This window comes from Paenarthrobacter sp. (assembly GCF_031180005.1).
In the GTDB taxonomy this organism is placed as follows: Bacteria; Actinomycetota; Actinomycetes; order Actinomycetales; family Micrococcaceae; genus Arthrobacter.
Map to the genome: position 1 here is coordinate 1 of NZ_JAPSHI010000065.1, position 3,954 is coordinate 3,954.

The window sequence follows — 3,954 nt, forward strand, 5'->3', positions numbered from 1 at the left end:
TCAAGCGCATAGTGCGGTGCCGCGTCGCCGAGCTTGTACCCGACCGTAGTCAGCAGCCCGTTCTTGGAGTGGACCATCTCCTCGCCGGTGTTGAAGATGAGGAAGCAGCCGGTGCCATAGGTGTTCTTGGCCTCGCCGGTCTGGAAGGCAGCCTGGCCGAACGTCGCTGCCTGCTGGTCACCCAGGATGCCCGCTACGGGCACTTCGCGCAGCAACTGCGACGTGTGCACCGTGCCGTACACCTCGGAAGAGGACTTGATGTCCGGCATCATGCTGCGGGGAACACCGAAAATGGACAGGATCTCCTCGTCCCACTGCAGGGTTTCCAGATCCATGAAGAGGGTGCGGGAAGCGTTGGTGACGTCGGTGACGTGGACCCCACCGTCAACCCCGCCGGTCAGGTTCCACAAAATCCAGGCGTCCGTGTTACCGAAGACAAGGTTGCCGGCTTCGGCCCTTTCCCGGGCTCCTTCAACGTTGTCCAGGATCCACTTGATCTTGGTTCCCGAGAAGTACGTGGCGAGCGGCAGGCCTACCTTTTGCTTGAAGCGGTCCGCTCCGCCGTCTTTGGCCAGCTCGTCGACAATCGGCTGGGTGCGGGTGTCCTGCCAGACGATGGCGTTGTACACAGCCTCACCGGTGGTCTTGTCCCACACCACTGCTGTTTCGCGCTGGTTGGTGATACCCACCGCGACGATATCGTGCCTCGTGAGGTTGGCCTTGGACAGGGCTGTCCCGATCACCTGACGGGTGTTGTTCCAGATCTCGGCGGGGTTGTGCTCCACCCAGCCGGCCTGCGGAAAAATCTGCTCATGCTCCAGCTGGCCGGTGGAAACGATGGCACCGCCGTGATCGAACACAATGGCTCGGCTGCTGGTGGTTCCCTGGTCAATGGCGATTACGTATTGATTCATGGTGACGTCCTTGTCTGTGTTCATTGTTCAACCGGAAGTGATGCTGGCGAAATGCGCGGGCAGGCTACCCGCCGGCAGTCGCGACGATGGGAACGGAAGCCGCTACCAGGCCGGCCAGCACCCCGCCGATGACCGGTCCGACAACGGGAATCCAGGAGTAGCTCCAGTCACTGGAACCTTTGCCCTTGATGGGAAGAAGTGCGTGGGCGATGCGGGGGCCGAGGTCGCGCGCCGGATTAATGGCGTAACCGGTGGGGCCGCCCAGGGAAACGCCGATGCCGACGACGAGGAGTGCCACGGCCAGCGGCCCGAGGCCTGAGGGTGTCCCGCCGAAGGTGAGGATGACGAAGACCAGTACGAAGGTGCCGATGACTTCCGTGACCAGGTTCCATGGGGTGGAGCGGATGGCCGGGCCGGTGGAGAAGACGCCCAGCTTGCTGGCCGGCTCGGGTTCGGCGTCGAAGTGCTGCTTGTAGGCAAGCCAACAGGCCACTGCACCCAGGAAGGCACCGAGCAGTTCACCGCCGAAGTACGTCAGGGTGGACGCGAAATCCACAGCGACTCCCGGGGCGTACTCAGCTTTTCCGTTGGCCAGCAGGCCCAGCGTTACCGCCGGGTTGAGGTGGGCGCCGGACTGGGCCGCGACGTAAACACCCGCGAAGACCGCCACGCCCCAGCCCCATGTCACCATCAGGAACCCACCGTTGTTGCCTTTGGTTCCCCTTAGTGCCACGTTGGCTACCACGCCGCAACCCAGCAGGGTGAGCATGGCAGTGCCGAAAACCTCGGAGAGAAACACTATTCCAAGAGACATCTTTGACTCCATCTGTTTATTTAGTTGGATCGGCCCTGATTGGTGTGCAGAACCGTTTGCTGCCTCCGCACGCGGAGGCAGCCGCAGCCGGGTGCCGGTCAGGCCACCAGACTGTCAACCTGTACCCTGTGGAGGCGCTGAAGCACTTCCTGGGCGTGCTTGATCTCCGCGGCGCGGCGGTTCCGGTCCCAACCGAGCGGACCGGCAAGGATTTCGGCCGTCTCGTTCAGCAGTTCGCCCGTGACCAGCCCGCGGAAGGCCAGCGACGTGCGGCGGATCAGGACGTCGACGAGATGGCCGATCTGCTCGTTCGCTGCCATGAATTCAAGTTCCCGCACCGACAGTTCACGTGTGGACCGAAGCGGGCGGTCCTCACCCTCGTCAAGATAGGCCATGACGTCGGCGGCACGGGTTCCGTAGCGGGTCAGGAGCACTGCAGTGCGGTCGGCGTCACGACCGGGGGCCATGTGCGCCTTGATCCACTGCTGGACGCCGGCCTCGTCTGCCGGGAACCCTGCACCACCTCCGATGGAGAGGTCCGCCGTCGAAACCTTGCGGGCAAGGCCCAATTCCTTCAGCACGTCGTTGGTCAGGTGCTCCGCGAGGGCCCGGAAGGTGGTCCATTTGCCGCCCACCAGGCTGAATACCGCGCCGCTTCCTTCAGGGGCGCCGGCGGGCCGCCGCTCGATGCGGTAGTCACGCGACACAAAGCCTGGCTGGGTGTCGTCATGCCGGGGCAGGGGCCGGACACCGGAGAAGGTGTAGACAATCTGCTCGCGGCTGACTTCGACGGTGGGAAAGACGTGCCCGATCAACTCGAAAAAATAATCGATTTCGGCATCGGTGCAGACGGCGTCTTCCGTCATGTCCGCGTCGATGTCAGTGGTGCCAACCAGTACCCGGTCACCCAGGGGGTAGATCAGGACGATGCGTCCGTCCGTGTGTTCGAAGAAGATCTCCCTGCCGGCGCACGCCGCCAACAGTTCGGGATGGTCCAAAACGATGTGGGAACCCTTGGTGCCGCCCATGAAGGCCGACGCCGCACCCATGGCCGTGTTGGTGGAGTCCACCCAGGCGCCGGTGGTGTTAATAATGACGTCGGCGCTGAAGTCGAAGGTTTCGCCGGTCAGCTCATCGCGCAGGACGACCGTGGGCCGGGTGCCACCTGCGGACGCTGTCGCCATGGAGACCAGTGAAACATAGTTGCTGGCCCTGGCGGTGGAAGCACCGCCGCTGGCATTCCCGCCGGCTTTTTCGCCGTCCTGCAGGACGTCCAGGGTGAGGCGCTCGGGATTGTGCACGGACGCGTCGAAATACGTGGCTGCGTATTTGATGTCCGGGTGCAGCTTGGGCAGTTCAGCCAGAGCCTCGTTGCGGCCCCTGAACTGGTGGCGCGGAACGCTGCCCCCGTTGCGGGAGAACGAATCGTAAATGGACAACCCGAGCTTGATCAGGAAGGCGCCGCGTTCCTTGGGCTTGCCCTGCTTGTGGGTAAGGAAACGCGCCGGCGCGGAAAGGATGCCGGAGAAAGTACTGAAGATCGGGATGGTGGTCTGCAGTGGCTTTACGTAGTGCGGAGCGATGGTCAGGAGCCGGTTGCGCTCCACGACGGATTCGCGGACAAGTCGGAATTCGCCGTTTTCGAGGTAGCGGATGCCGCCATGGATCATGTGCGAGGACGCGCCGCTGGCTCCCTGGCAGTAGTCGCCGCGCTCCACCAGGGCAACGTCGACGCCCTGAAGGGCAAGGTCACGGAAGGTTCCCACGCCGTTGATCCCGCCTCCGACGATCAGCACCTTTGCTGTGGGCCTGCTGCGCAGCCCGTCAACGGACTTTCGGTGTGTGGCACTCAAAATAACTCCCTGCCTGGCTGGATCGCACTGGTTACGTCACTTCCCGCTGTTCCGCCGCATCGGCGGAACAGCGGCTCTTAACCTATTCTTTGGAGTACTGGAAAATGTAGTCAAGCGCAATGCACAAACGTGCAGAACGGATTCGCAATGCCGCGTTCAACATCCTCACAATCGCTGAGGGCTGCACAGATGTACTATCTGCAGGACCTGACCATGGACGCGATAGCGAGAGAGCTGGGCACCTCGCGGTCCACGGTTTCCCGTCTCCTCTCGGCCGCCAGGAATTCAGGTCTGGTCCAGGTCCAGATCCGGAACCCTACCGATACCGGACCTGAACTGGAGGGGATTATCCGACGCCACTACAACGTGGATG

General features: G+C 62.8%; 4 protein-coding genes. 1 reads left to right on the forward strand and 3 read right to left on the reverse strand.

Annotation, left to right across the window (positions count from 1 at the left end):
* The 3 genes from RIF72_RS19920 to RIF72_RS19930 form a co-directional block, all read right to left on the reverse strand.
* A partial coding sequence (locus tag RIF72_RS19920; protein WP_309076515.1) for an FGGY family carbohydrate kinase occupies window positions 1–914 on the reverse strand: 914 nt, incomplete at its 3' end.
* Window positions 915–978: 64 nt separating this feature from the next.
* Window positions 979–1,728 carry an MIP/aquaporin family protein gene (locus RIF72_RS19925; RefSeq protein WP_309076516.1) on the reverse strand — a complete coding sequence of 250 codons (750 nt, stop codon included), beginning with the start codon at window positions 1,726–1,728 and terminating at the stop codon, window positions 979–981.
* 98 nt (window positions 1,729–1,826) lie between these two features.
* Window positions 1,827–3,581 carry a glycerol-3-phosphate dehydrogenase/oxidase gene (locus RIF72_RS19930; RefSeq protein ID WP_309076517.1) on the reverse strand — a complete coding sequence of 585 codons (1,755 nt, stop codon included), beginning with the start codon at window positions 3,579–3,581 and terminating at the stop codon, window positions 1,827–1,829.
* A gap of 147 nt (window positions 3,582–3,728) precedes the next feature.
* Between RIF72_RS19930 and RIF72_RS19935 the strand changes: the two genes are divergently transcribed.
* A partial coding sequence (locus tag RIF72_RS19935; protein ID WP_309076518.1) for a helix-turn-helix domain-containing protein occupies window positions 3,729–3,954 on the forward strand: 226 nt, incomplete at its 3' end.